Below are 22,398 nucleotides of genomic sequence, written 5' to 3' on the forward strand. Positions count from 1 at the left end.
GCGGGGAACGATCTCCGGCGACCGTTCGTCACATGGGCGGGGAAATCGCCGTGACAGGTCATGACCTGGAAGGAAAGGGAAGAAGTACGGGAAGTACTACCTCTGTCGTTTTCTGTGCGGTCATGGCACGATCCCCCAGGCGTCCGTAAGTTACTGACGGTCAATCAGATACGTGATGTGGGGGCAGGGGTATGGGAGCGGGCAGGCGAGCCCTGATCACGACGGCCGTCACGGTCGTCTGCGCGGTCACCGTGCTGGCGGCACCCGGTATCGCCTTCGCGAGCCCGTCACCCACGCCGACACCTTCGTCCTCGTCGACCCCTTCGTCCTCGTCGACCCCTTCGTCCTCGTCGAGCGCGACCGCGTCCCCAACCCCCGTGACCAACAAGGATCTTGAGGCCGTACGCGCGAAGCTCGACGACCTCTATCACGACGCCGCCGTCGCCACCGACGCCTACAACGCGGCCGAGGAGCAGGCGCAGAAGCAGTCCGCGCAGATCGTCGAGCTGGCCAAGAAGATCGTCAAGGGCCAGGAGAAACTGGACGAGTTGAAGGACCGCGCCGGTGCCGCGGCCCGCTCCCAGTACCGCACGGGCGGGCTCCCGGACGAGGCGCAGCTGATGCTGAGCGACAACCCGCAGGCGTTTCTGGACGGTGCCGGGCGGATACTCCAGGGCCAGCGCGCCACCAAGGGTCTGATCGCCGAACTGACCCGCACCCAGGACGACTTGAAGCAGTACACCGCCGACGCCTCCACCCAGTGGCAGTTGCTGGAGAAGAACCGCCAGGCCAAGGCCGCGGCCAAGAAGACGGTCACGACCCAGATCGCGGCGGCCGAGAAGCTGGAATCCCAGCTGGAGAAGAAGGAGAAGGAACGCCTGGCCAAGCTGGAGCAGCAGGCCGCGCTGAAGGCACAGACCGCCTGGCTCGACTCCGGCGCCCTCAAGGACATCAGCGGCAAGGCGTCCGCCGAGGGCAAGGCGGCGGTGGCGTACGCGACGGCCCAGCTCGGCAAGCCGTACGAGTGGGGCGCGGAGGGCCCGAAGTCGTACGACTGCTCGGGGCTGACCTCACAGGCCTGGGCGAGCGCCGGCGACCCGATCCCGCGCACCTCGCAGGAGCAGTGGAGGCAGCTGCCGCACGTGGACGTCAAGGACATGCGCCCGGGCGACCTGATCATCTACTTCGACGACGCCAGCCATGTCGCGATGTACATCGGCGACGGCACGATCATCCACGCCCCGCGGCCGGGACGTACGGTGACGATCGCGGGGGCCGGCTCGATGCCGATACTGGGTGTTGTGCGACCGGATGCGTGATATGCCCGTCCGGTAGGCGTGGTGGCGACCGATAACCCCAGCCACGTGACGCAGCACACGCACCACCCGCCCCAAACCCCGACCCGGCGTGACCTTCGTCATCCCGGCCCTACCGCCGTCCTGCCCAACTGCGGTACGGAACACGGCATATGACTGTGGCCGCCTGCCCGGCGACCTGCCTCACACCATTCCTTTCCGGCGCCCACTACCGCTATGGTCCCGGTCGGTGGGTCGAGGTCCCTCGCCCCACCGCCCTCGGGGGGAGGGAAGGAACAGGACGATGCCCGCACCCATACCGCGGCAGAGAGCGATCCCGGCCGCGGAAAGTGGTCAGGCGCCGGCCGCGCCCACGATCGGCGACACCTCTGGAGGCGTCTCCGGAGACGCCTCGGCAGACACCTCCGGGTCCATGCCTGGCGACGCGTCCGGCGAGACAGCCGGGGGCACTCCCGAAGGCACTTCCGGAGTCATGGAAGCCCCGCGCCCCCAGGACACCGTCGACGACGGCACGGTCACCGGCGCCGACGCCAAGACGGCCGCCCATTCCGACGGCGCGACCGACGCCGCCCATCGCGCTGCCCACGGCACCCACGCCGGTCCCGCCGGTCACCTCACCCTGCTGATGATCGAGGACGACCCCGGCGGTTCGCCGATCGTGCCCGAGCTGGTCGACCCGACCGGCAAGCCGATCCGGGTCCGCACCGCCCGCAACCTCACCGAGGCCGAGCGGCTGCTCACCGACGACGTCCACTGCATCCTGCTCGACCTCGCGCTGCCCGCCCCCGGCCGGGCCGCGGACGGCGCCGACGACGAGCTGGCCGTACTCAGGCACGTACTGAGGATCGCGCCCCGCCACGCCGTCCTCGCCCTCACCGCGTCCGGCGACACCGAGCGCGGCGCCGAGGCGGTCCGGGTGGGCGCCCAGGACTATCTCTTCCGGGACGAGCTGGACGGACGGCTGCTGAGCCGGGCGATCCGGTACGCGGTGGAGCGGAAACGTTCCGACAGGGCCGAGCGCAAGCTCACCGAGTCCAAGCTGCGCGCCCAGGAGAACGCCCGCCTCGAACGCGGCCTGCTGCCCACACCCCTCCTCGACGGCTCCCCGCTGCACTTCGCCGCCCGCTACCGCCCCGGCCGCTCCCGCGCGCTGCTCGGCGGGGACTTCTACGACACCGTGCGCACCCCCGACGGCACGGTGCACGCGATGATCGGCGACGTCTGCGGCCACGGCCCCGACGAGGCCGCCCTCGGCGTGGAACTGCGCATCGCCTGGCGCGCGCTCACCCTGGCGGGCCTGTGCGGCGACCAGCTGCTCGGCACGCTGCAACAGGTGCTGGAGCACGAGCGCGCCGACGACGAGATCTTCGCGACGCTCTGCACGGTCGACATCGCCCCCGACGGCCGCCGCGCGGGCCTGTGCCTCGCCGGCCACCCGTCCCCGCTGCTCGCCCGCCCCGGCCGCCCGGCCGAGCTCCTCCCCTACGACAACAACGGCCCCGCCCTCGGCCTGCTCCCCGGTGCCCGCTGGCCGCGGATGCAGGTGGAACTGGGCGCGGAGTGGAGCCTGATGCTCTACACGGACGGTCTGATCGAGGGCCGGACCGGCGAGGGCCGACGCGAACGGCTCGGCCAGGACGGCATGGTGGCGATGGTCCGCCGCCAGCTCGCGGAGGGCCTGCGGGGCGAGGAACTGCTGCGCGCGGCGGTGAACGAGGTCCGCGACCTCAACGGCGGCGAGCTGACGGACGACGTGGCGGTGGTACTGCTGGACCGGGCGCCGTAACCCCGGTCCCTCCCGGCCGTAGGGACTTCAGCGTCCGCGGTAGGGCTTCAGCGCCCGCGGTAGAGCTCTTCAGCGTCCGCCGTTGTACGGGCCGTAGGGGCCGTCGCTGCTGGAACCGCCTCTGCGGCTGCGACCGCCGCCGGGGAGGCCGCGGAGGGCCGGGCGGACGTCGACCATGTACACGATCGTCGCGACGAGGCCGATGATCGGCAGGAACGACAGGATGTTGAAGATCAGGTTCACCACGAAGGCGAGCCCGAGAATGATCAGCCAGAACGGCTTGGTCTTCTTGTCCGCCGCGCGATAGGCGTCCTCGCGGCGCGTCGCGGCGTCGACGAGCGCGAAGCCGCTGAACACGATCAGGGCGGTGCTCAACAGCCACATGAACCCTGTGAAGCCCTGCATCAGCACTACGTCCACCACCAGACTCGGCTAGTCATTACGCGGTCACCGTACCCGCAACCGGATTGCCGCTGAAGGAAGAACGGGTCGGGCACTCGTCGAGTGCCCGACCCGTCACCGATCACCCGTCCGTGTCACTTCGCGGGCGGCGTCGTCTTCTTCGCGGTGGTCTTGCGGGCCGGAGCCTTCTTGGCGACGGGCTTCTTCGCCGGGGCGGCGGCGGTGGGAGCCGGGGTGGGCTCGGCCTTCACCACGACGGGCTCGACGACCGGCTCGGGGTCGGGCTCGACCGCGACGGCCAGCTCCTCGATCTCGTCGGCGGCCTCGCCGCGCCAGGTCTTCACGGCCTGCTCGCCGTGCTCGGCGACCTTCTCGTACGCCTCACGGGCCTTGACCGCGTACTCGGCGGCGACGCCGACCCCGCGCAGCGCGAAGTCCTGGGCGGACTCGCCGAACTTCTTCAGGTCGGCGTCGAGCGTGGTGCCGAGCTTCTTGAGGTCGCCGTCGAGGCTGGTGAGGAACTCGTTGACCTTGGTCTGGAGGGTCTCCTGCGCCTCCTTGGCCTTGGCACTGGCCTCCTTGGCACGGGCGGCGGCCTTCTCCTGCACGGCCTTCGGGTCGGTGCCGCGCACGGCGTCGATCCGGGCCGGGGCCTCGGCACGCAGCTGCTCGACCAGGCCGGGAACCTTCTTGGCCTGCTGGAGGGCGAGGTCGGCGGTGCCGGCGGCGAAGTAGAGGGGGGTGGGGTCGCTCAGGGTCTTGCGCAGGTCATCGGTGATGGCCATGGTGATGGTCCTTCCCGGTTGCTATCAGCTGAGGGTTCTTGTTGCTTCCGCGCTCGGCGGACGGGCCGTGTCCTCGTCAACGGGTCGTGTCGTCGTCAACCGGCCGTCTGCTCCCGCGGGTCGGCGTCGCTGCCGTCGGCACCGTCACTCACGCCGGGACCGCCCTCCACGCCTTCGTCGCCGTCGGCGATCTCGAACCCGTTCTCCTTGCGGAAGGACTCGTAGATCTGAAGCATTACCTGCTTCTGCCGTTCGGTGAGCGTGGGATCGGCGAGGATGACCGCACGTGTCTCGACCTCGTCCCGGTCCCGCTCGGCGTCGAGGATGCCGGCCCGCACGTACAGCGTCTCGGCGGAGATCCGCAGCGCCTTGGCGACCTGCTGCAACACCTCCGCGCTCGGCTTGCGCAGCCCGCGCTCGATCTGGCTCAGATACGGATTGGACACCCCGGCGGCATCGGCGAGCTGCCGCAGGGACAGCTGCGCGGTGCGCCGCTGTTCACGCAGATACTCACCGAGATTGCCGACGTTGAGCGATGCCATGCCTTCACCTTGCACCACCTCTGCTAACTATTGCAAGCACCTGCTTGCAAAAGTGCGCCACGCCACTCGCCCACCCGTGCCAGGATGCGCGGATGGAGACGACCGACGTCACGCGTGCGATCACGGCTGCGACTTCGGTCGCCGTATCGATCGGCCTGCCGGCCGACGACGCGGTCGTTCTGCAGAACTCGAACAAGCTGGCACTGCGGCTGACGCCGTGCGACGTCTTTGCCCGGGTCGCCCATGTGGGACAAGAGGTCGCACAGTTCGAAGTCGAGCTCGCCCAGCGGCTCGCCGAGGCCGGATGCCCGGTGTGTCCTCTGGAGCCTCGGGCGGACCCGCGTGTGTACACGCGCGACGGCTTCGCGGTGACGCTGTGGACCTACTTCGAGCCCGTGACACCTCACACCTCGCCGGTCGACTACGCCAAGGCGCTGGAGCAGCTGCACGCCGGCATGCGCGAGGTCGATGCGCCGGGCCCGAGGTTCACGGACCGGATCACGGAGGCGGAAGAGGTCGTCGCCGACCCGGCCCGCTCGCCGGAACTCGCCGACGTGGAACGCGTGTTCCTCAGCGGCAGGCTGGCGAGCCTGCGACGAGCGATCGACGACCGCGGCGCCGCAGAACAGCTGCTCCACGGCGAGCCGCATCCGGGCAATGTCCTCGGCACGAAGAACGGCCCGTTGTTCATCGACCTTGAGACGTGCTGCCGCGGACCCGTCGAGTTCGACCTCGCCCATGTCCCCGAGGCGGTCTGGGACCACTACCCGAACGTCGACCAAGGGCTGCTGGACGAGTGCAGGCAGGTCGTCCTCGCGATGGTCGCCGCGTGGCGTTGGAAGCGCGGCGACCAGTTTCCGAACGGGAGGCGGTTCGGGGACGAACTCCTGCGCGCACTGCACGACGGTCCGCCCTGGCCGACACTCGACACGCTGCACGAGCGACTGGGCGGCCTGTAGAGACCCTTGGGGGTCATGACGGCTGCACCTCGTCGAAGACCGCGATCGCTTCGGCGGGGTCCGGGCTCACCAGGCGTTCCAGGCCGGCCGTCGTGATCTCGGCCCACTTGCCGGCCCGGGCCAGCATCCGTTCCTCGAAGGCGCGGACGGTCTCGTCCAGGTCTCCGGTGCCGGGGGCGGTGGCGATGGACTCGGCGAGTTCGGCGCCGTCCAGCATCGCGAGGTTCGCGCCCACCCCCAGTGGGGGCATCAGGTGGGCCGCGTCTCCCAGCAGCGTCACCCCGGGGACGTGGGTCCAGGTGTGGGACACGGGGAGGACGTACATGGGGCGGTGGACGAAGGCGGTGCCGCGGCGGAGGAGGTCGAGGACGGGGGCGGACCAGCCGTCGAACAGGGTCAGCAGGCTCGACCGCACGGCCTCGGCGTCGGCCAGGTCCAGGTCCGTGTGCCAGTCCAGCGGGGCGCGGAACTTGCTGTACACCTTCACGTGGCCGCCGCTGTTGCGCTGGGCGACGAGGCTCCGGTTCGCGCCGTACACGGCCACGGAACCGTCGCCGATCAGCCGGGCGAGGTCGGGGTGGCGGGTGTCGACGTCGTCGAGGGAGGTCTCGATCGAGGTGACGCCGGTGTAGTGCGGCGCCACCGGCGAGACCGCCGGGCGGACCCGGGACCAGGCACCGTCCGCGCCGACGACAAGGTCGTACGTCTCCTGTCGCCCGTCCGCGAACTCGACGAGTACGCCGTCCCGGGTCCCCGGCACCACCCGCGTCACGCCCCACCCCCACCGGACGTCGAGCGGGCCCGGGCCGTGTGTGCGGACACGGCCCAGCAGCAGGTCACGGAGTTGTCCGCGGTCGATCTCGGGATTGGCCAGGTCGTCCGGGCGGGGCCGCCAGTCGCGCAGGACGGTCCCGTCCGTGTCCAGGATGCGCATGGCCTGCCCCTCGGGCCGGGACAGCGCCTGGTATTCCGCCAGTAACCCCGCCTTGTCCAGGGCGAGTTGGCCCAGCTTTTCGTGCAGGTCCAGCGTGCCGCCCGGGGGACGGGCGTCGGGGGCGGGATCGCGTTCGAGGACGGTGACGGGGTGGTCGTGGCGGTGCAGGACCCGAGCGAGGGTGAGGCCGGCGGGGCCGCCCCCGACGACAGCGATGCGATGTCTCATGCCGATACACTGTATTGATTCGGGGCGGCGTATCGCAACAGTACGATGCATCCATGACTGTGTGGGACCGTCCGGAGCCGCCGACCCGGCCCGTGCCGCTCGACCGGGAGCGGATCGTCGCCGCCGCCGTCGCGCTGGCCGACGAGGGCGGGCTGGAGGCGGTGTCGTTGCGCAAGGTCGCCGCCCGGCTGAACGCCGGCCCGATGCGGCTGTACGGCTTCATCTCCACCAAGGAGGAGCTGTTCGACCTCATGGTGGACGAGGTCCAGGCCGAGATCCTCCCCGAGGAGCGGCCCGGGGACTGGCGGGAGGCGCTGCGCGTTCTCGCCCACCGCACCAGGCTGGCCGCCCTCCGTCACGAATGGCTGGCCGACCTGCTCGGCGGCCGTCCGACCCTGGGCCCGAACGGCCTCGCCGTGACCGAGGCCAAGCTGGCCGCCCTCGACGGTCTCGCCGACATCGACACCGTCATGCGCGCCGTGGAGACCGTCAGCGCCTACTTCACCGGCGCGATCAGACGCGAGATCGCGAACCTGCGGGCCGAGCGCGCCACGGGCCTGTCCAAACGCGACTGGCAGCGCGCCTCCGGCCCGCATGTGACGAGAATGCTGGCCACGGGCCGCTTCCCGGTGCTGGCCAGAGCCGTGCACGACGGCACGGACGTGGACGCCGAGACAACCTTCGCGATCGGCCTCGACTGGGTCCTCGACGCGGTGGCCGCCAAGCTCGCCCGGCCGCAGGCGTGACCGAACAGGCCAACACCCCAGCCCGGGTACGCCCGTTCGAGGCAGGGCGCGCCTCTCTCGCCGGTCTGCCGCCGCTCCCGGTCGGCTGGGCCGTCCGCCGTCGGGACGCCCTCACCCCGCTCGCCCGGGCCTTCGCCGACACGGTCGCCCGCAGCTGCACGGAGCGGGCCGCGCACGCCCGACACCGACAGCCCGAGGAGCGGCGGACCCGTTGTCAGTGGCGGCGCGTACGGTCGGGGCATGGTTGATCAAAGGCCCTCCGCGTCGTCGATACGCGACTTCGCGACCTGGGAACCCCTGCTGCGGCTGCTGCGCGCCGACCGCGAGAAGCGGGATGCCACCGGATCCGCCGGGTCCACCGGATCCATCCGAGTGGCGGGACGTATCGATCGGTACAGCTGGAGCCTGGATCTACGGCGGCCACACCCGGCGCCGGGCCGGGCCGCCCAGGTCGAGGACATGCAGGAGGAGTTCGACGCGGCGGAGCGGGTGCAGAGCGCGCTCGCGGACGCCGGAATCGACTCCGTCTCCTTCGCCGCGGAGATCCACCGGACCGGACAGGCCGTCCTGCGCCTGTTCGAGCCCGGCCCGGCGGTCGATCCGGGCGTCGGCAACCCGCACCCCGGAGCGCTCCTCCTGGTCGACGGCGCCCTGCCCGAGCCCTGGCGCAGACTCCCCGACCCGGTGACCGGGGCGGCGCCCGCGCCCTCGGCGGACCCGGAGGCGTTGGAGAGGTCGCTGCGCGAGCGGCTGCCCGACGCCATCGGCGCGACGGAGGAGGAGATCGCCGCCACCGAGACCCGCCTCGGGTTCGCCCTGCCCGCCGAACTCAAGGCGCTGTACCGCGTGACCCGGGCCCGTTGGGAAGACCATGGCGGCGACTACGAAGCGGCGGAACGCGAGGCCGAGACGGTCGGTTGCGAGCTCTTCGACCTGGACGGCCTGTACGTCGCCGACGCTTCGTCCCGCCACTTCCGCTGGGGAATCGCGGCGGCGGAAGCCGTCGACACCCCGCCCGACGCGGCGGTGCAGGGTCTCGTCGGCTCACCGGGCTGGATCGCCTTCGGCGACAACGGCGGCGGCGACCGGCTGGCCGTAGACCTGACACCCGGTCCCCGAGGGCACACGGGACAGGTCATCCTGCTCTCCCATGAGGAGGACACCGGCGCTTCCCTGATCGCCGACTCACTCACGGACCTGGTACTGGGCCGGACCGCCGAGGAAGGAGAACCCGCCGGCCCCGAGACGCAGCGACCGCCCCTCGTGGCCCGGGTCAACATCGCCGGCCTGAAGAGCGTCGAGGCCGCCGCGCACCCCCGTCTCGAAGTCCTGTCCATCGGAGTGTTGGACGGTGCGCCGCTCAGCCTCGCCCCGGTCCTCGGGCTGCCCGGCCTGCGGACCCTGACCGCCTACCCCGGCACGCTGGCCGACCCGTCGGAGATCGCCGGGCTCACCGGACTGGAGTTCCTGGAACTCGGCCTGCGGGAATGGCGGGTGCTGCTCGACGCGGACGCCGTGCCACGGGGCCTGTCGGCCGCCGCGATCGTCGCACACGGGGACTGGGACCCGGTGCCGGCCATGGCCCTCGCCAACGAGATCCTCGCCCTTCGGGACCGCCCCCTGATCGTCCAGACGGTCCTGGAAGGAGACGTGTCGGCCAGTTGAGGACACCCGCTAGTCGAGAACACCCGCACCACCGTCCCCGTACCCCGTCCACGCCCGCAGCTTGTCCGGGTTGACCACCAACCACAGGTCGGTGATCAAGCCGTCGCGTACCTGCGCCGCGAGCACGGCGATCGTCGTACCGGCGATCCGGACCGCGACACCGGGTGTGCCGTTGACGTCGTCCTCGACGAGTTCCATCTCGGGTTCCCGGCGCATGAGGCCGAGGAAGAGGCGGGCCACCTTGTCCCGGCCGACGACCGGCCGCAGCGCGGCCCGCACCTTGCCGCCGCCGTCGCTGCGCGACTCGACGTCGGGGTCGAGCAGGGCGACGAGCGCGTCGAAGTCACCGGTCTCGCAGGCCTCGCGGAACGCGGAGACGACCCGCCCGTGCTCCTCGGCGGTACTGCCGCCGGGCGGCTTGCGGGCGAGTCGGTGGCGCGCGGACGAGGCGAGTTGGCGGCAGGCGGCCGGGGTGCGGCCCACCGTCTCGGCGATCTCGTTGAACGGCAGGCCGAAGACGTCGTGCAGGACGAAGGCGACGCGCTCCGCCGGAGTCATCGAGTCCAGCAGCACGAGCATGCCCATGCTGACCGACTCGTCGAGGGTGATGCGGTCGGCGGGATCGTCCGCGCCCGCGCCGCCCGCGCCGGCCCAGGTGCCGCTGTGCCGGACCGGCTCGGGCAGCCACTCCCCGGTGTAACGCTCACGCCGGGCCCGCGCCGACCCGAGCTGGTCGAGGCAGATCCGCGAGGCGACCCGGGTCAGCCACGCGAGCGGCGCCTCGATCTCCCACCGCGCCTCCTCCGACAGGGCGTACCAACGGGCGTACGTCTCCTGTACGACGTCCTCGGCGTCCTGCACCGAACCGAGCATCCGGTACCCGAGGTTGAGCAGTCGGCGGCGCTCGGCCATGAGGGCACCGAGGGTGGGGTCCTGGCCCGGTCCGGGCGGGGGCTGGGGCGGGGTGGGCACGGCGGGGTCATCCTCCCTGGACAGTGGGCTTCTCGGACCCGACGTGCTGGGCGAGCCATTCGTCGAACGTCTGGCTGCCGCGCGGCCCCAACGGCTCGCCGGGGACCGGCAGTTGCCCGTCCCCCGTCATCGCCGCCCCGGTCGCGCCCGGCATCCGCACCGGCAGCAGCAGCCGGCGCTCGTGCCGGGCCCGCAGCAGCCGGCGCACCATGTCGACGAGTTGTTCGACGCGCGGTCCGGCGAGGTCGGGGGCCATGCCCCGGGCGGGGGCGAGGGCGAGTTCCACCAGGTGCCGGGCCACTTCGCGGGCCGCGATCGGCTGGGTCCGCATCCGGGGCACCACCGCGAGAGGCCCCGGGACCCGGTCGAGGGTCTGCGCGGCGAACTCGTGGAACTGGGTGGCGCGCAGCACCGTCCACGGCAGCGGGCCGTTCGCCACCACGTCCTCCTGCCGGAGTTTGCCCCGGTAGTAGCCGAGGCCGACCCGGTCGATGCCGACGATCGACAGCACCACGTGATGCCGTACGCCGGCCCGCGCTCCCGCGTCGAGCAGGTTGTGCCCGACGGTGTCGAAGAACGCGACGGCCTTCTTCGCGCTCGTCGTCGTCACATTGCTCACGTCGATGACCGCTTCCACCCCCTCCAGTGCGGCATCGAGCCCGGCGCCGCCCGCGACGAGGTCCACGCCCCGCGACCGGCTCAGCACCACCGCTTCGTGTCCTGCCACGGCCAGCTCCTCGACCACGTACCGGCCGACCAGCCCGGTCCCGCCCGCCACCGCGATCCGCATACCGTTCCGCTCCTTCATCGGGGGTCACCCCGTCGCGCCGAGAGGGCCGACGCCGGCACTGACACCGGCACCAGCAGCACCGCCGCCAGCAGTACCAGCGCGGCCAGGAAAACCACGTTGAGTACCTGGTCACGGGTGCCGTACATGTCGAGGTGCTGTACGTGGTAGCTGAAGTGCAGCACGTTGAAGACCAGCCACACCGCACCCGTCGTCTGCACCAGCCTGGTGTTCCGCACCTGGCGCAGCGCGACGAGCGTCAGACAGGCCAGCGCGAGGAACATGGCTCCCGCGTCCTTGGCGAGGTGCTCGTTGTAGGGCCCCAACTGGGGCAACCAGCTCAGTCCGAGGCCCGGGAAGTTCGCGTACCACCGCGTCGGCGCGAAATAGGCCCAGGTCCCTGTGTACAGGCTGACCACGGCCAGCAGGCCGAGGCTGACGTACCGGATTCTGTTCATACGTCTACGACGACGCAGCCTCCGAGAATGTCAGGGCAGCTGTCAGGGCCGGGGTCGGCCGGGCGCCTCCCGCACCATGAACACGTCCACCGGATCCTCGTACTCCCCGGTCTCCACGGTGAACCCGTGCCGCGCGTACAGCCGCCGGGCAGGACTCCCCCGCAACACATTCAGCCGCACGACGTGGACACCGTCACGGTCGCACCGCTCCAGCAGCTCGCCCAGCACACCGGACCCGATGCCGCCGCCCTGGAACCCCGGCGCGAGATAGAAGTGCTCCAGCCAGTGGCAGCGGGCGTCCGCGTCCGGCCGTAGCGCCACGCAGCCGGCGAACGCGCCGTCGACCTCGATCACCCAGGTGTGCCCCGGCTCGAACCCGTCCCGCAGCCGCTGCCGCACGCGCCGCTCGTCGTAGCGCCCGAGCCGTTCCAGATCCGCCCGGAGCACGACCGCCCGCAGCTCGGCCACGCTCTCGACGTCCGCCCGCACCGCAGGCCGTATCGCCCAGTCCGCCATGATCACCACGGTAGCGCGGGCCGGAAATCCGATGGATCACCCATCGGCCCGGATGCTGGAATGACGCGATGCACGATGACAACACGTCGCAGGTCATCGACCGCGGACAGCACGAGGGCGCCAAGACGCCCTGGGATCAGGAGACTTGGCGGCACGCGGCCCTCGGCTGGGCCCGGCGCGAACTCGCGGCGCGGGGGCTGCGCGAGACGGGCCGGCTGGGTGTGCGGCTGCGCCCCTGGTCGGTCCTGGTCCGGATCCCCGTCGAAGGATCGAGGGAAGGTCCCCGCCGAACTGCCGTATGGCTGAAGGCCAATCCGCCGGCCGGTGCCTTCGAGGCACCGCTCACCGCCGCACTGGCTCGCTGGGTCCCGGAGTACGTCCTGGAACCCCTCGCCGTCGACGCCGACCGCGGCTGGTCCCTGCTCCCCCACGGCGGCGAACTCTTCCGGCAGGTCCTCGACCGCACCCCCGCCGATCCCCGTGCCTGGGAGGAACCACTCCGCCAGTACGCGACGATGCAACGCGCCCTGATCCCGCACACCAAGGAACTCGAACAACTCGGCGTCCCCAGCGCCCGGACGACGGCCCTCCCCGAAGTCTTCGACAAGGTGGTGCAGTTCATCGAGACCACCACCGAACCGGACATCGCCCCCGCCCAACTGCATGCGCTACGGCCGCTGTTGCGCGAACTGTGCGCCGAACTCGCCGAGTTGGGCATCCCCGACTCGCTCGACCACTCCGACCTGCACGACGGCCAGCTGTTCCACCCGGAGCCCGGCCGTTACACCTTCTTCGACTGGGGCGACGCCGCGGTCTCGCACCCCTTCTGCAGTTTCCTGGTCCCGGCCGGGCGGGTCCGCGAACGGTACGGCCCCGAGGCGCTGCCCCGGCTGCGGGACGCCTACCTGGAGCCCTGGACGGGAAACGGCCACTCCGCCCCGGAACTGCGCCGCGCGCTGACCCTCGCGACCCGGCTCGGCGTCATCGGCCGCGCGGCAGCCTGGAACCGGCACTTCCCCGGCGCCTCCGCGGCTACCCGCACGGCGGGCGCGACGGAGAGCGCCAAGTCACTGCTGAAACTGTCGTCCGACGAGCCCCTGTTGTAGAGAACCCCGTCACCGGTTGGCCGCCAACCACACCTCCATCGAGGCGAGATCCGCATCCGTGATCCCGTACCGATGGTCGACGCGCTGCAGCAGGGCCCGTCCGGGGTGTTGGGCGGTCACCCAGTCGCGGTCGGCGTCCCCGATCTCGTCGTCCACCCAGACGAAGGGCCGGCCGGCGGCCCAGGCGACCAGCAGCCGGGTCTTCCAGTGCAGCCGCCCGCCCGCGCCGTCCCCGACCCCGTCCTCGGCCGGGTCGGGCCAGTCCACCAGGGGCAGTTGGGGCAGACCGAGCCAGGGCGCGACACACGTGTTCGCGTCGTCCATCCAGGTCGTCGCCCACACCAGTTCGCACCGCAACGCCGCGAGCCGTGGTCCGAGCGAGGGGTCGATGCGGGTCAGCAGTGGAGGGGCATCGGCTGCGGGCGGCGCGAAGTCGGAGTCGTACACCGGGTACGGGTGGGACGCGCCGAAGGGCAGCAGTGTCCCGTCGACATCGAGGAAGAGAAGCATCAGGAAGCCCCTCCCGGGTCAACCCTCGAAACCGCCCGCACGCAACAGCTCATCGACCCGCGCCCGATGCGCCTTCTCCCAGTCGTCGAGGGTCTCGCCGGACTCCTTCTCCAGCCGGGCCCGTGCAGCGGTGAGGATCTCCGTCCCGCGGGCGGCCGGTACGACCACGATCCCCTCCTCGTCGGCCACCACGATGTCCCCGGCGTCGACGACGGCTCCGCCGCAGCGCACGCGTTCGTTCAAGGGCCGTACGGCCTTCTTGACGCCCGGGATCGGGATGACACCGCGGGCGAAGACGGGGAAGCCCGCCGCCTTTACCTCGCCGAGGTCACGGATCACCCCGTCGAGGACGAAGCCGGCGATGCCCCGCCGCGCGGCGATGGCGCACACGTTTCCGCCGGCGAGGGCGTAGTCCAGGTCGCCGGACTCCACCACGACGATCGAGTCCGGCTCGGCGCGGTAGATGGCGGCGTGCAGCATGAGGTTGTCACCGGGCGGGCACCGCACGGTGAAGGCCGGTCCGGCGAGCCGTAGCAGCGGACCCCACAGGGGCCGGATGCCGATGTCCATGACCCGCTCGCGGCCGAGGAGTTCGGCGAGAGTGGTGGTGGGGATGTCCTCGAAGTCGGTGGCATCAGTCATGCCCCGGACGCTACCGCCCCTTCGTGGACTGCCGGGGCGGCCGTGTTGACCCAGCGTACGAGTGCCTCGGCGATCCGGTATCCGCTCGGAATCTCGGCCAGGCCCAGGGGCTCCGCGGCGGCCGTCATGATCGTCTGCAGTTTCCTGACCGCCGCCGGAAGCCGGGCCTCGTGGATATTCGATCCGTCGCGCAGGGACAGCGACAGCCGGATGACGTCGGTGAACACCGATTGCGCTCTCTTGAAGGCGAGGATGCGGTCCAGGTCGTCCGCCCAGCCCCGCGCGCTGCGGGGGCGTACTCCACGGACAGCTCTCGCCCAGTCCTCGGCCATACGGCGTTCCTGGTCCGCCGGGTAGGACATCAGGTAGAGGTGGGTGGCGAGGTCGTAGAGCGGGTCTCCCAGCATCGCCAACTCCCAGTCGATGGACCAGAGTTGGTTGAGGGGGTCGAGGACGAAGTTCTCCCGGTGCAGGTCGGCGTGGAGCAGGGAGAAGTCGCGTCGGGTCAGTCCGGAAACGTTCTTTCTGAGCTGGACGAACGCATCGGGGTGGAGGCCGAGGTCCGTGAAGAGCCGCCCGAAGTCCGGGGAGTTCTTCTCGTAGACCTGCTTTTCCACGAAGACGATGAGCCGGTCAAGGAAGTCGTCGCAGTCGCCGTCCTCCGCGCGGTCCTCGACCTCGCAACTGCGCTCCACTTTAAGGGTGTTCGGTGTGACCTGCGCCAACTCCCGGAACAGGTCGACGATCTGACCGTGGACCGCGTCCGGAACCCACCGGTCGTCCCACGTGCGGGACTTGAGGGTGCGGCCCTCGATGAAGACCTGCAGCGCCATGCCCTCCACTTCGTGGATGACGGGGATGCGGCTGATGCGTCCGTCCAGTGCGCGGAGCAGGGCCTCTTCCGATCGGAAGCACCTGCGGTCGAACCACAGGATCCGCTCGCGCGGTTCGCGGAGTTTCACGATCCGCGTCTTGCCCGGCATGGTCAGCACATAGGTCTCGTGGTGGTAGCCCTCAAGAGGGCCATCGACCACGCCGCTTTCGCCGACCAGTTCGGCGGCTCGCCGCCGAACACCGGTGAGTTGGGGTGTCATTCGCTGGGTTCAGCCCGTTCCGGTTGAGCCGATGTAAGGGATGACGCACGTTACTCCAGACGCCTCGAGCGACGCCGGAGAACCCGCCCATTGAAACCGCCCGCGAGCGACGACACATACGTCCGACCGAGGTGACCTGCACTACTGCCCCACTACGCCCGCCGTACCAAGTCGAGTAGGGGCTCGAAGGAGTCCACAACGACCTCCGCTCCCGCTCGGCGCAGCAACGTTTCCTTAGACGGTTCACTCGAATCCTTGGACGGTTTACCCGCGTAGCCGAGGAACGGGATGCCCGCTCTGCGGGCCGCTTCGAAGTCCGTGGGGGTGTCGCCGATCATCAGGGCGTCGGCGGGGGCGGCGCCCATCGTGCGCAGGGCGCGGTTCAGGCAGTGGGGGTTCGGCTTCAGGAGGTCGAGGTCGTTCGTGCGGCCGTAGACGTGCGGGGTGAAGCAGTCGAGCAGGCCCCGGCCGTGGAGGTACTCCGTCACCGTGCGCGGGGAGTTGTTGGTGGCGACGGCGAGATGGACGCCGACGGCGTTCCAGGTGCGTATCAGCGGGTCCGCATACGGGGTGGGGTACGCCGAGTCGACCGCCTTGAGTTCCTGCTGGGTGAGCAACTCCTCCAGTTCGTCGACCAGATCGCTGCGCGGGTGCCGCTTGTTGACCGCGTGCAGGACGACGTGCGGATCGGGGTGCACCCGCTCGCTCTGCGTCAGCAGTTCCCGCAGCCCCTGCCGCTCCAGCCAGGACACGAGGTCCTTCGCCACGTCCTCCGCCGAGAGTCCCGCGAACAGCCGGCAGATCGGGCCGTCGAAGTCGAAAAGGACGAAGCGAGCGCCGGTGATCAATTCGCGTACGTTGCCTGTCTCTTCTGTCACCGGAACAGTCTGCGCCGTATCAGGAGTCACTAGGAGAGTGTCAGGTCCGTCGTGATGGTTTCCCAGAGGGCGTCGAACCACTTCTGTGATTCCTCGACGAACGAGGCGTCGCGCTGACCGGCCTGCTTGAGGAAGGCGAACAGGACGGATCTGGAGCCGAGGGCGTCGTACATCTCCAGGGTCTGGCTGTTGTACTCCTCCTCGCGCTCGTCGAGGACGTAGTAACCGAGCAGCGCCTCCTCGCCGTTGAGCAGGTACAGCTTGATCGGCGGGGTGAAGGGCAGGGCGCGGAAGGTGACGTGGACGTCGATGCCGTGGGTGGCCCGCAGGGCCAGCAGGTTGTGCTGGAGGACCTGGGCCTGGGCGTTGCGCATGGTCAGCCAGCGCTGGTGGACCGGGTTGTCCTCGCCGGGGTTCTCGACCGGGACCGGGAAGGCCAGGGCGATCTCCCGGGAGGGCAGCAGCACCCGGACGTCGATCGAGGCGGGGTGGACCCGGTCCTCGTGGATCAGCCGGAGCGACTCGCCCACGGCCAGCATGAGGCTCTCGGCGGTCAGGCAGGCCGCGTCGACCTTGACGTGGCGCTCGGCGAACGCCTCGGACAGGCGGGGCGCCAGCGCCACCATGGTCGGCTGGGGCTCGTCCGGCCCGGCCGTCGGCTCCGCGATCCTGGGCGGGCTCCCCTTGCTGACATTGGTGAGCAGTCCGGCTTCCTGGAGGACCCGCAGGGCCTGTCGTACGTCGCCCCGGGGAACGCCGAACTCCTCCGCCAGGTCGGCCTGGGTGGGCAGGCGGTCTCCCGCCTTGAGGTCACCGGCACGGATACGGTCCCGAAGGGCGTCGGCGATCTCCTGGGGCGAGAAGCTTCTGCTGCCGTTCACTGCCACGTTCTCCTGGGTCACGACCAAACGGTATAACTCTGCCCCATCTAAGGGGAGTTGTTTGGAACTTGATTGCGAGTAGGTGTGAGTAGGTACCAAATGGGAACAACTTAATCAGAGTTGGCTGCCAACTTCTCCAAGTTGGTGGAAGTTTTGCTTCCGTTGCCCGAAGGGGGAAACACCGTGCCTGCCATCGCCCTCCTGTCCGCCGTCTTCGTCGTCGGCTTCGAACAGATCGTCCAGTGGAAGTTCGGCGCCACCGGCATCATCGGCCTGCTCCTGATCTCCATCGGCATCAAGGCCAAGAGCCCGGCCATCAGCTCCATCGGGGCCGTCGTCCTGGCCCTGCTGTTCACCGGACCCGCTCTGTGATCCGAAAGCCGCCCCCCGGATCAGCCACCGCGGGAGGCGATCAGCTCGTCAGCCTCAGCTCCGAACTGATCGTCTCCCACAGTGCGTTGAACCACAGCTGGGACTGTTCCACGAACGTCGTGTCCCGCAGTCCCGCACCCTGCTCGAACGCGAACAGCATCGACTGGGTGCCCTCGGCGTCGTACATCTCCACCTGCTCCTGGCCGATCTCCTCCTCGCGCTGGCTCAGCGTGTAGTACGCGAATAACGCCTCCGAGCCGTTGAGCAGGTACAGCTTCACCGGAGGCGTGAACGGCAGCGCGCGGAACGTGATGTGGACGTCGATGCCGTGCGTCGCGCGCAGGGCCAGCAGATTGTGCCTCAACACCTGCCCCTGCGCGTTGCGTTGGGCCAGCCAGCGGCGCTGCGGCCGGCCGTCGGCCGGGGAGTCCACCAACGACGGGAACGCGAGCTCGATGTCACTGCTCGGCAGCAGCACCCGCATATCGACCTTGGCCGGTTTCAGTACCCCGGCGTGGATCTGACGCAGCGGCTCGCCGATGGCCAGCGTGAGCGAGACCGCCGTCAGACACAGCGCCTCGATCTCCACGTGCGGCTGCGCGAAGGCCTCCGCGATGCGCGGCGCCAGGCCCACCATCGTGGGCTGCGGCGGAGCTCCGGGGCCGGTCAGGGCCAGCCCGAGGTCGGGGGCCACGGTCGCCGGGCTCCCCTTGGACACATTGGTGAGCAGTCGCTCGGACTGCAGGATGCGCAGGGCCTGCCGTACGGCCCCGCGCTCGACGCCGAACTCGTCCGCCAGCCTGGCCTGGGTGGGCATGCGCTGGCCGGGCCGCAGGACACCGGACCTGATCCTGGTGCGCAGCTCGTCGGCCAGTTCGCGGTGTGACCACTGTGGCCGTGGTGACCTCGACCGTCCATTGACGGTGGCGTGTTCGGGCTCCACGACCAAACCCTACAACTTCTCGCCATCTTTGGGCAGTTCATGGAAAGGTGGTTATGAGACGCATCCAAGAGGAGATAACTAGAGAAGAGTTGGTTACCAACTTAGGTAACTTGGCCGACCGGACCTCTCTCCTGGAGGGGAGCCGAGAGCCCGGTCGGTCGGCACCACCGCACGACAACCACAACTGAACAGCTACGGATGAGTCCACCCACCCGCCGCCAACCGGCCGCACAGCAAGGAGCGTTCAGAAGATGTCCGGGCACCAAGGCCGCCTGGACGTACGCAGCAGGGCGTCGGCCACTCGGGCGGCGCCCGCTCGTTCTTCCCGCACCCGGCCCAGCGCCGCGAGCCGCAGCGCCGAGGCGTCACCGAGCCACAGTGACCCCAACTCCCGGACGTCCAGCGTGAGTTCCGCGCTCTCCGTGGTCGGCGCGCAGGACGCCCCCTGTGCCGAGGCCACCAACCGGTAGCGCCCGCCCGCCAGTCCGGCCCCGTCGGTCACCTCGAAGACCAGCGTGCCCTCCCCCTCGTACGACCGCGCCTCCATGGCCCGTACGACATCCAGGATCCGCACCCACAGCCAGTCCGCCTGGGTCGTGATCGTGGCCGCGCGCGGGTCCGGCAGGAAGTGGGGCAGCAGATCGTCGGGGCAACGCCAGCCCGACTTCACCTTCGTCACCCAGTCGAGCGAGCAGACGTGCTGCCACAGGGCGCGTTCGGCGGCCGGGGTGGTCGCGATCAGCCACTTCACCGTGGCCGTGTCGCCCGGCTGCTTGGCGTCGGTCCAGGTGTCGTCGCAGACGTACGCGGCCAGACCCGCCACCTCGCCGTCGGCCGAGCGGTGGACGGCGTAGAACGGCTCGGTCCACGACGAGCGCGTGAGGGTGACGGCACCCGTGTCGATCTGCCACCAGCGGTCGTCCCGGTTGATCGCGCCGGGCTGGAGACGGCGCAGCCGCTCGTGCAGTTCGGGGCCGAGCTTGCGTACGTCCTCGGCGTCCACCAGGTCGATACGGCCGCCGTCCTCCGGGGCCGACCAGCGCGGGTCCAGGCCGGCGCGCTGGACGTCGATCTCCCACTGGGTCGCGGAGGTGGCGGGGCCGAAGCCGTAGCGGCCGTAGATCCGGTACTCGGCGGCGATGAGGGTGGCGACGACGTCACCGCGCTCCTTCGCCGCGGCCAGGTCCCGGGCCATCATCCGGGTGAGCAGGCCGCGGCGGCGGTGGGTGGAGGTGACGCTGACGTTCGTGATGGCGTCGGCGGGGACGGGGGTGCCGCCCACGGCCGTGAGCTCCTGCGGGAAGGAGCGGAAGGTCGCGACGCAGCGGCCGCCGTCGAAGGCGCCGAGGGTGCGGGGCGGGTCGATGTAGCTTGCGCGGTCCGCGAGTTCCGCATCGGAGACGGTGGGGGTGCGCAGGAAGCCGGTGTTCAGCGCGCGGATCCAGTCGGGGATCTCGGGGGTGGTGATGGGGCGGACGGCGAGGTCTTCTGCACGGCTGGTCATGGGGTCACGGTAGGTCGGTGGGGGCTGGTGTCGCGGGGATTTTTTCGCCCCCGCCGCCCCTGCCCGTCCCGTCCCTGGAGGCTGCCGCCCGCAGACCCCCGCTTCGGCCCTGAAGGGGCCTCGTCCTCAAACGCCGGACGGGCTGATTGATGCCGGCCTGCGTTGGAAAGCCAGGGAACAGGCTGAAAGACAAAGGCCAAGGCCCGCTTAGAAGGCCGCCCGGATCTCCCCGACCTCTCGTCCCCCGCCCAGCACCGCGACCTTCCCGAACTCCGGCACCCGTACGCCCAGCAGGTCCAGCGCCCGCCCCAGCACAGGTCCCAGCGCCCGGCCCGCCCCGTCCTCGATCTTGAAGGCCACGGCCCGACCGTCCGGCAGGGCGACCGCCTGTACGGCCTCGGCGCCCATCTTCGACAGCAGGCCCGGTACCGCGCGCATCAGGAGGGTGTCGGGGCGGCGGGTGCCGGCTACGTACTCGGGGTGGGCGCGCATCGCGTCGGCGACGCGGCGTTCCGGGGAGTCGGGGGCGGCCAGGACGAAGGAGCGGTAGGCGCGGGCGAGGCCGGTGAGGCTGATCGCCAGGAGGGGGGCGCCGCAGCCGTCCGTGCCCACGGCGGCGACCGGCTCGCCCGCCGCTTCTTCCACAACCCTGTGGATAAGTTTTTGGAGCGGGTGGTCCGGGTCGAGATACGACTCCAGCGGCCAGCCCCTCAGCGCGCTCGCCGCCAGCATCGCGGTGTGCTTGCCGGAGCAGTTCATGGCGACCCGGTCGCGCACGGCGCCCGACGCGAGGTACGTCTCCTGCTCGACCGGGTCCAGCGGAAGGTCCGGCGGGCACTGCAACTGCCCTGCTTCCAGGCCGTGTTCGGCGAGCAGTTGGCGTACGAGATCTCTGTGGAAGAGTTCGCCGGAGTGGCTCGCGGCGGCGATGGCGAGGCGTTCGCCGGTGAGGTCGAGGCCCGCGTGGAGGACGCCTGCCGCCTGCATCGGCTTGTTGGAGGAGCGCGGGAAGATCGGAGTGTGCGGGTCGCCCAGGGCGAGTTCCACGGAACCGTCCGCCGCCAGCACCACCAGGCTGCCCCGGTGCCGGCTCTCGACGAAGCCGGAGCGGACCACCTCGGCGAGCACCGGAGGTGCCACAGCAGAACCTTCAGCCGTCACTTCGGGCACCCCTCACACAAGCAGGTCGTCCACCTGCGCCTCGCCCTCACGGTACCTGCGGGCGATCTCCGCGCTGCAGCCGTCGGCCGTGTGTTGGAGGACCTGACGGCGCCGGGACACCTGCTGTTCGTACCGTACGAGCCGGCCCATCGCGGTGGTCAGTTCCAGGTCGGTGCGCGCCTCCAGGTCGGAGAGTTCGACCTCGGCGAGCATCTCGGCGGCCAGCAGCCGGTACTCCTCGCTGTGCGGGGTGCCGAGCGTGACGTGCCGGGCCGAGGAACGGTGCCGGGCGGGTGCGTCGGTGAGGATCTCCGAGAGACGGTCCACCACCGAGGCCGCGCCTGCCGGGGAGCGCCGGGCCAGTTCGGCCCGCAGGATGTCGATACGGCCCTGGAGGAGCCGTCGTACGTAACTCAGGTCGGCCTCGTCGCGCTGGGCGTCGCGGCGCAGCGCGCGCAGTTCCGTGAGGCGCAGTGCGGTCAGGTCGGGTGCGGCCGGTTCGGCGGGCAGCAGCGGGCTGTCGACGCGCTGCACGGGCGGGCGGCGCGTGGCCGTTCCTCCCGCGCGGATCAGCGAGACAGTCCCGGGGGGCCGCCCGGTACTCGGTGTGCTCATGTGCCTCTACCCGTCCCCTCGACCGGCGTGTGGACAGCATCGTGCCACCCCAACTGGCCGCTATGTGACCGAGTGCCCCCGAACGGCCCCAGATGGGGGGTTAAGGAACAAAAATAGGCCCGCCCGGAGTCGTTCTCGTCCGCACGGCATCATGGGACCCATGCGAGCAGTGGTACAGCGGGTGGACGGCGCGAGCGTCGTGGTCGAGGGCGAGACGGTCGGGGCGATCGAGGGCGAGGGCCTGTGCGTCCTGGTCGGCGTCACCCACGAGGACACCAAGGAGAAGGCGGCCCAACTGGCCCGCAAACTCTGGTCGATCCGCATGCTGCACGACGAGAAGTCGTGCAGCGACATTGATGCGCCTCTGCTCGTCATCAGTCAGTTCACGCTGTACGGCGACGCCCGCAAGGGGCGTCGGCCCACCTGGAACGCCGCCGCCCCGGGCGACATCGCCGAACCGCTCGTCGACGAGGTCGTGGCCCAACTCCGCGCCCTGGGCGCCACGGTGGCGACGGGCCGCTTCGGCGCGCAGATGCGCGTCGCGCTGACGAACGACGGCCCGTTCACGGTGGTCGTGGACCTCTAAGGGTTCCAGG

26 protein-coding genes are annotated in these 22,398 nt (G+C 70.5%); 9 read left to right on the forward strand and 17 right to left on the reverse strand.

Going from position 1 to position 22,398, the window contains the following annotated elements; translation table 11 throughout:
- Positions 1–191: 191 nt before the first annotated feature.
- Both OC490_RS31655 and OC490_RS31660 read left to right on the forward strand, forming a co-directional pair.
- Positions 192–1,319: a C40 family peptidase gene (locus OC490_RS31655; protein ID WP_262061443.1), complete on the forward strand. Its 1,128-nt coding sequence runs from the start codon at positions 192–194 to the stop codon at positions 1,317–1,319.
- Positions 1,320–1,599: 280 nt separating this feature from the next.
- Positions 1,600–3,102, forward strand: coding sequence for a PP2C family protein-serine/threonine phosphatase (locus OC490_RS31660; protein ID WP_262061444.1), 1,503 nt, complete (start codon positions 1,600–1,602; stop codon positions 3,100–3,102).
- Positions 3,103–3,171: 69 nt separating this feature from the next.
- Here the strand turns inward: OC490_RS31660 and OC490_RS31665 are convergent, their stop codons facing one another.
- From OC490_RS31665 to OC490_RS31675, 3 genes are all read right to left on the reverse strand, one after another.
- A complete protein-coding gene (locus OC490_RS31665) occupies positions 3,172–3,507 on the reverse strand; it encodes a DUF2516 family protein (protein WP_078532710.1) in 336 nt (111 codons plus the stop codon).
- Between the two features lie 131 nt (positions 3,508–3,638).
- Positions 3,639–4,289 (reverse strand): hypothetical protein, encoded by a 651-nt coding sequence (locus OC490_RS31670; RefSeq protein ID WP_262061445.1) that lies wholly within the window; start codon positions 4,287–4,289, stop codon positions 3,639–3,641.
- Between the two features lie 95 nt (positions 4,290–4,384).
- Entirely contained in the window at positions 4,385–4,831 is a 447-nt protein-coding gene (locus OC490_RS31675) for a helix-turn-helix domain-containing protein (protein WP_262061446.1), read from the reverse strand.
- A 92-nt stretch (positions 4,832–4,923) separates the two neighbouring features.
- Here OC490_RS31675 and OC490_RS31680 point away from each other — a divergent pair, with 92 nt between their 5' ends.
- Positions 4,924–5,790 carry a phosphotransferase enzyme family protein gene (locus OC490_RS31680; RefSeq protein ID WP_262061447.1) on the forward strand — a complete coding sequence of 289 codons (867 nt, stop codon included), beginning with the start codon at positions 4,924–4,926 and terminating at the stop codon, positions 5,788–5,790.
- 13 nt (positions 5,791–5,803) lie between these two features.
- On the opposite strand, the gene OC490_RS31685 is transcribed toward OC490_RS31680, so the two are convergent.
- Positions 5,804–6,952, reverse strand: coding sequence for an FAD-dependent oxidoreductase (locus tag OC490_RS31685; RefSeq protein WP_262061448.1), 1,149 nt, complete (start codon positions 6,950–6,952; stop codon positions 5,804–5,806).
- 53 nt (positions 6,953–7,005) lie between these two features.
- Between OC490_RS31685 and OC490_RS31690 the strand changes: the two genes are divergently transcribed.
- From OC490_RS31690 to OC490_RS31700, 3 genes are read left to right on the forward strand one after another with little or no spacing between them, the layout of a single operon-like run.
- On the forward strand, positions 7,006–7,698 hold the full coding sequence (locus OC490_RS31690; RefSeq protein WP_262061449.1) for a TetR/AcrR family transcriptional regulator: 693 nt from the start codon (positions 7,006–7,008) through the stop codon (positions 7,696–7,698).
- Positions 7,695–7,946: a hypothetical protein gene (locus OC490_RS31695; RefSeq protein WP_410099200.1), complete on the forward strand. Its 252-nt coding sequence runs from the start codon at positions 7,695–7,697 to the stop codon at positions 7,944–7,946. The genes OC490_RS31690 and OC490_RS31695 overlap by 4 nt, the downstream gene beginning before the upstream one ends.
- A complete protein-coding gene (locus OC490_RS31700; protein WP_262061450.1) occupies positions 7,939–9,363 on the forward strand; it encodes an SMI1/KNR4 family protein in 1,425 nt (474 codons plus the stop codon). The genes OC490_RS31695 and OC490_RS31700 overlap by 8 nt, the downstream gene beginning before the upstream one ends.
- A 9-nt stretch (positions 9,364–9,372) precedes the next feature.
- Here OC490_RS31700 and sigJ read toward each other — a convergent pair whose 3' ends face one another.
- The 4 genes from sigJ to OC490_RS31720 all read right to left on the reverse strand — a co-directional run bounded on the left by sigJ (position 9,373) and on the right by OC490_RS31720 (position 12,096).
- A complete protein-coding gene (sigJ, locus tag OC490_RS31705) occupies positions 9,373–10,275 on the reverse strand; it encodes an RNA polymerase sigma factor SigJ (protein WP_262061540.1) in 903 nt (300 codons plus the stop codon).
- A gap of 67 nt (positions 10,276–10,342) precedes the next feature.
- Positions 10,343–11,143 (reverse strand): SDR family oxidoreductase, encoded by an 801-nt coding sequence (locus tag OC490_RS31710; protein WP_262061451.1) that lies wholly within the window; start codon positions 11,141–11,143, stop codon positions 10,343–10,345.
- Positions 11,140–11,580, reverse strand: coding sequence for a hypothetical protein (locus OC490_RS31715; protein WP_262061452.1), 441 nt, complete (start codon positions 11,578–11,580; stop codon positions 11,140–11,142). The genes OC490_RS31710 and OC490_RS31715 overlap by 4 nt, the downstream gene beginning before the upstream one ends.
- A 42-nt stretch (positions 11,581–11,622) precedes the next feature.
- The gene (locus tag OC490_RS31720; RefSeq protein WP_262061453.1) at positions 11,623–12,096 is read right to left on the reverse strand and encodes a GNAT family N-acetyltransferase; all 474 of its coding nucleotides are present in this window, start codon (positions 12,094–12,096) and stop codon (positions 11,623–11,625) included.
- Positions 12,097–12,164: 68 nt separating this feature from the next.
- Between OC490_RS31720 and OC490_RS31725 the strand changes: the two genes are divergently transcribed.
- On the forward strand, positions 12,165–13,202 hold the full coding sequence (locus OC490_RS31725; protein WP_262061454.1) for an aminoglycoside phosphotransferase family protein: 1,038 nt from the start codon (positions 12,165–12,167) through the stop codon (positions 13,200–13,202).
- A gap of 9 nt (positions 13,203–13,211) precedes the next feature.
- Here OC490_RS31725 and OC490_RS31730 read toward each other — a convergent pair whose 3' ends face one another.
- The 5 genes from OC490_RS31730 to OC490_RS31750 form a co-directional block, all read right to left on the reverse strand.
- Positions 13,212–13,712, reverse strand: a complete 501-nt coding sequence (locus OC490_RS31730) for an HAD domain-containing protein (protein ID WP_262061455.1) — start codon at positions 13,710–13,712, stop codon at positions 13,212–13,214.
- Positions 13,713–13,730: 18 nt separating this feature from the next.
- Positions 13,731–14,354 carry an RraA family protein gene (locus OC490_RS31735; protein ID WP_262061456.1) on the reverse strand — a complete coding sequence of 208 codons (624 nt, stop codon included), beginning with the start codon at positions 14,352–14,354 and terminating at the stop codon, positions 13,731–13,733.
- Positions 14,351–15,448, reverse strand: coding sequence for an aminoglycoside phosphotransferase family protein (locus tag OC490_RS31740; RefSeq protein WP_262061457.1), 1,098 nt, complete (start codon positions 15,446–15,448; stop codon positions 14,351–14,353). The genes OC490_RS31735 and OC490_RS31740 overlap by 4 nt, the downstream gene beginning before the upstream one ends.
- Positions 15,449–15,600: 152 nt before the next feature.
- Positions 15,601–16,356 carry an HAD family hydrolase gene (locus OC490_RS31745; protein WP_262061458.1) on the reverse strand — a complete coding sequence of 252 codons (756 nt, stop codon included), beginning with the start codon at positions 16,354–16,356 and terminating at the stop codon, positions 15,601–15,603.
- Positions 16,356–17,234: a GntR family transcriptional regulator gene (locus OC490_RS31750; RefSeq protein ID WP_262061459.1), complete on the reverse strand. Its 879-nt coding sequence runs from the start codon at positions 17,232–17,234 to the stop codon at positions 16,356–16,358. The genes OC490_RS31745 and OC490_RS31750 overlap by 1 nt, the downstream gene beginning before the upstream one ends.
- A 156-nt stretch (positions 17,235–17,390) precedes the next feature.
- On the opposite strand from OC490_RS31750, the gene OC490_RS31755 reads away from it, so the two are divergent.
- On the forward strand, positions 17,391–17,579 hold the full coding sequence (locus tag OC490_RS31755; protein WP_200715320.1) for a hypothetical protein: 189 nt from the start codon (positions 17,391–17,393) through the stop codon (positions 17,577–17,579).
- Positions 17,580–17,619: 40 nt separating this feature from the next.
- Here the strand turns inward: OC490_RS31755 and OC490_RS31760 are convergent, their stop codons facing one another.
- The 4 genes from OC490_RS31760 to OC490_RS31775 form a co-directional block, all read right to left on the reverse strand.
- On the reverse strand, positions 17,620–18,528 hold the full coding sequence (locus OC490_RS31760; protein ID WP_262061460.1) for a winged helix-turn-helix domain-containing protein: 909 nt from the start codon (positions 18,526–18,528) through the stop codon (positions 17,620–17,622).
- A 238-nt stretch (positions 18,529–18,766) separates the two neighbouring features.
- Positions 18,767–20,026: a GNAT family N-acetyltransferase gene (locus tag OC490_RS31765; protein ID WP_262061461.1), complete on the reverse strand. Its 1,260-nt coding sequence runs from the start codon at positions 20,024–20,026 to the stop codon at positions 18,767–18,769.
- Between the two features lie 207 nt (positions 20,027–20,233).
- Positions 20,234–21,187 (reverse strand): asparaginase, encoded by a 954-nt coding sequence (locus tag OC490_RS31770; RefSeq protein WP_262061462.1) that lies wholly within the window; start codon positions 21,185–21,187, stop codon positions 20,234–20,236.
- Positions 21,188–21,199: 12 nt separating this feature from the next.
- A complete protein-coding gene (locus OC490_RS31775; protein ID WP_262061463.1) occupies positions 21,200–21,802 on the reverse strand; it encodes an aerial mycelium formation protein in 603 nt (200 codons plus the stop codon).
- Positions 21,803–21,962: 160 nt separating this feature from the next.
- On the opposite strand from OC490_RS31775, the gene dtd reads away from it, so the two are divergent.
- Complete coding sequence (dtd, locus tag OC490_RS31780; RefSeq protein WP_262061464.1) at positions 21,963–22,388, forward strand: D-aminoacyl-tRNA deacylase; 426 nt, start codon at positions 21,963–21,965, stop codon at positions 22,386–22,388.
- The last annotated feature ends 10 nt before the right edge of the window (positions 22,389–22,398 follow it).

Origin of the sequence: Streptomyces sp. STR69 (genome assembly GCF_024519455.1) — a bacterium.
Classification (GTDB): domain Bacteria; phylum Actinomycetota; class Actinomycetes; order Streptomycetales; family Streptomycetaceae; genus Streptomyces.

What these genes read in the sequence shown, in the direction of transcription:
- OC490_RS31655 (WP_262061443.1), top strand. Translation starts at nt 192, where the DNA reads ATGGGAGCGGGCAGGCGAGCCCTGATCACGACGGCCGTCACGGTCGTC.
- OC490_RS31660 (WP_262061444.1), top strand. Translation starts at nt 1,600, where the DNA reads ATGCCCGCACCCATACCGCGGCAGAGAGCGATCCCGGCCGCGGAAAGT.
- OC490_RS31665 (WP_078532710.1), bottom strand. Translation starts at nt 3,507, where the DNA reads ATGCAGGGCTTCACAGGGTTCATGTGGCTGTTGAGCACCGCCCTGATC.
- OC490_RS31670 (WP_262061445.1), bottom strand. Translation starts at nt 4,289, where the DNA reads ATGGCCATCACCGATGACCTGCGCAAGACCCTGAGCGACCCCACCCCC.
- OC490_RS31675 (WP_262061446.1), bottom strand. Translation starts at nt 4,831, where the DNA reads ATGGCATCGCTCAACGTCGGCAATCTCGGTGAGTATCTGCGTGAACAG.
- OC490_RS31680 (WP_262061447.1), top strand. Translation starts at nt 4,924, where the DNA reads ATGGAGACGACCGACGTCACGCGTGCGATCACGGCTGCGACTTCGGTC.
- OC490_RS31685 (WP_262061448.1), bottom strand. Translation starts at nt 6,952, where the DNA reads ATGAGACATCGCATCGCTGTCGTCGGGGGCGGCCCCGCCGGCCTCACC.
- OC490_RS31690 (WP_262061449.1), top strand. Translation starts at nt 7,006, where the DNA reads ATGACTGTGTGGGACCGTCCGGAGCCGCCGACCCGGCCCGTGCCGCTC.
- OC490_RS31700 (WP_262061450.1), top strand. Translation starts at nt 7,939, where the DNA reads ATGGTTGATCAAAGGCCCTCCGCGTCGTCGATACGCGACTTCGCGACC.
- sigJ (WP_262061540.1), bottom strand. Translation starts at nt 10,275, where the DNA reads ATGGCCGAGCGCCGCCGACTGCTCAACCTCGGGTACCGGATGCTCGGT.
- OC490_RS31710 (WP_262061451.1), bottom strand. Translation starts at nt 11,143, where the DNA reads ATGAAGGAGCGGAACGGTATGCGGATCGCGGTGGCGGGCGGGACCGGG.
- OC490_RS31715 (WP_262061452.1), bottom strand. Translation starts at nt 11,580, where the DNA reads ATGAACAGAATCCGGTACGTCAGCCTCGGCCTGCTGGCCGTGGTCAGC.
- OC490_RS31720 (WP_262061453.1), bottom strand. Translation starts at nt 12,096, where the DNA reads ATGGCGGACTGGGCGATACGGCCTGCGGTGCGGGCGGACGTCGAGAGC.
- OC490_RS31725 (WP_262061454.1), top strand. Translation starts at nt 12,165, where the DNA reads ATGCACGATGACAACACGTCGCAGGTCATCGACCGCGGACAGCACGAG.
- OC490_RS31730 (WP_262061455.1), bottom strand. Translation starts at nt 13,712, where the DNA reads ATGCTTCTCTTCCTCGATGTCGACGGGACACTGCTGCCCTTCGGCGCG.
- OC490_RS31735 (WP_262061456.1), bottom strand. Translation starts at nt 14,354, where the DNA reads ATGACTGATGCCACCGACTTCGAGGACATCCCCACCACCACTCTCGCC.
- OC490_RS31740 (WP_262061457.1), bottom strand. Translation starts at nt 15,448, where the DNA reads ATGACACCCCAACTCACCGGTGTTCGGCGGCGAGCCGCCGAACTGGTC.
- OC490_RS31765 (WP_262061461.1), bottom strand. Translation starts at nt 20,026, where the DNA reads ATGACCAGCCGTGCAGAAGACCTCGCCGTCCGCCCCATCACCACCCCC.
- OC490_RS31775 (WP_262061463.1), bottom strand. Translation starts at nt 21,802, where the DNA reads ATGAGCACACCGAGTACCGGGCGGCCCCCCGGGACTGTCTCGCTGATC.
- dtd (WP_262061464.1), top strand. Translation starts at nt 21,963, where the DNA reads ATGCGAGCAGTGGTACAGCGGGTGGACGGCGCGAGCGTCGTGGTCGAG.